Below are 2280 nucleotides of genomic sequence, written 5' to 3'. Positions count from 1 at the left end.
AACCCGATTGTTACCCCTTTCTTATTTAAGTTATGACGAACATACTGCAAATCCATTTGAGATCATCCTAGAACGATGACGTTAGAGAATGGTACAACCAGTAATACATTGCTACTGCATTAAAGTGCGCGATTGTATTACTGGTTTTTTTTTACAAAATTGCTACACAAATACTAAAAAAGAACCACTTTGGAGGAAATATGTCAAAATTTATTCAGGCGAATGAGAACTTTACGATTGCATTGAACCCGCAAACTAAACGTATTCATAACATCACTTTATCCAATAACGTGATCTCTAAATTCTTAGATAAAATGCGCGAAGAAAGCATCAGCGTACAGCATCTAGAATATACACCGTATGAGCGCCAAGTCATTGCAGATCATTTGGATGAAATCGCAGGTCATAACTTAGGTGAGATTCTACGTAACATTGTGAATGATCGTGATACTGGCGGCTTCACCATTGGCTTAGAAGGCGTTTCAAAAGATACGAATGAATTCGTTATTTTCTCTACAGCAATTGCACATCTAGTGGGAATTTCTAACTTTGACTCAATGACTGGCAAATACTATGCTCGTTTCGTAGTGAAAGATACTGATAATAGTGACTCATATTTAAGACAAGCTTATCGCCTATTCACAATGCACACAGATGGCACATTTGTGAGCGAAGCAACAGATTGGTTGCTCATGATGAAAATGGTGGAAGAAAATGCAAAAGGTGGCGAAAGCCGTTTATTGCACCTAGATGATTGGGCTGAATTAGATAAATTCTATAACAATCCATTGGGCAAGCATAAATTCCAATACATTGCACCACCGAGCAAAAATGTTCAAGAGATGATTTATCGTCAACTATTCTTCTTGAAAAACAATCGCCCTTGCATCTGCTTTATTGATCAATTTGCTTATCCTGGCACAATTGAAGAAGCGAAATTCCTCAAAGCATTATCTCATTCAATGGAAAATGATAAGAATGTTGTCGAGCTAGCATTACCAGTGGGAAGCTTAGTTGTATTGAATAATGAATTCTGGTTGCATGGCCGTGCTGCATTTGCAAAACACCCAGAATTGAACCGTGAATTACTTCGCCAACGTGGTCGCTTTTACGAATAAGATTTTATTCTGAAAGTTTATATTTCAGTATCAATAAAAGGAGCATACGCTCCTTTTATGCTGTTTCACTGCAAATTATATATTTCAATGAATTATAGACACCCACCCCAAAATGTATGGGCAAGATCTGTTTATTACAGGCTTTTCATATTAAAGAGGTAGAAGGCTCAGGGATTTGTCCTATCACCTTATTCCACATACCCATTAAGCCAGTTTTATACCTTATAGGAGGAAACAAAAAGTGCTATAAACATTATTTATAAGTTTTATTTCGTCTTTCTTCCAGCATAATCTGATGGTTTTTAGATGTTTCAAAATCTAATGGATCCAATGTCCCAAATTTTTCTAAAAGATCTTTATTGACATAATACTGGATAAAATTATCAATGTGAGTGAGCAACATCTCTTTATTGGCTAATTGATCGATCCATTCAGCTGGAATGCCATCCATTTTATAATACATACCTGCTAATGTTCCTGTGACAAATCCTATAATATCTGTATCACCACCTAAATTTACAGCTGTTAATACCGCATCTTTATAATTATCAGTATTACATAAACACCAAATAGCAGCTTCTAATGTATCTACGATATAACCTGATGATTGAATAGTATTGCGAGGTGCATCAATAATGCTTAAATCTAATATTCTTTTGTAGTATTTTGCTTCACTATCATATGGTATTTCCATCTTTGATAAATTATCATGGAGATATTCTAAAGATTGCTTTGGCGTACAATTATCTGATAGAGAAAATAATATATCCATGTAAATATTGCATCCTAAAAGAGAACGAGGATGTGCATGAGTTATTTCAGACCATTTTTTAACTTCTTGGCATCTTTTATCAACATTTATTTCACTTAATAAATTTGCAATGATTGGAGATATCCTCATCAAACTGCCGTTCCCATTATCCATTTCAGTTTTACCACCGCATTGTGATGCGGGAGTTCCTGCTAAAAAACGAGAAATAGACTGTTGAGTTGCTATGCCTATGTCAAACATTTTTCCATAAGGTGTTAAATAACCTTCGGTTTGATAAAGAACAAATTTTTTCATTAAATCATCAGGTGTTCCTTCTTCAACTAATGTTTCCATCAAGCATAAAGTCAATGACGTATCATCAGACCATGTGCCAATTGGTTGATTGTAAGT

At 35.0% G+C, this 2280-nt stretch carries 2 protein-coding genes; one reads left to right on the top strand and one right to left on the bottom strand.

Annotated elements, in window-relative coordinates; genetic code table 11:
- Positions 1-200 precede the first annotated feature (200 nt).
- A complete protein-coding gene (gene glaH, locus BZK16_RS13775; RefSeq protein ID WP_077929455.1) occupies positions 201-1118 on the top strand; it encodes a glutarate dioxygenase GlaH in 918 nt (305 codons plus the stop codon).
- Positions 1119-1371: 253 nt separating this feature from the next.
- Here the strand turns inward: glaH and BZK16_RS13770 are convergent.
- On the bottom strand, positions 1372-2280 hold a 909-nt coding region (locus BZK16_RS13770; protein WP_143691202.1), incomplete at its 5' end, for an ADP-ribosylglycohydrolase family protein.

This window comes from Wohlfahrtiimonas populi, from assembly GCF_002006795.1.
Taxonomy (GTDB): Bacteria; Pseudomonadota; Gammaproteobacteria; order Cardiobacteriales; family Wohlfahrtiimonadaceae; genus Wohlfahrtiimonas; species Wohlfahrtiimonas populi.
This window is presented reverse-complemented; position numbering and strand designations above follow the sequence as displayed.

Coding starts and splice junctions, on each gene's coding strand:
- glaH (WP_077929455.1), top strand. CDS start 201: ATGTCAAAATTTATTCAGGCGAATGAGAACTTTACGATTGCATTGAAC.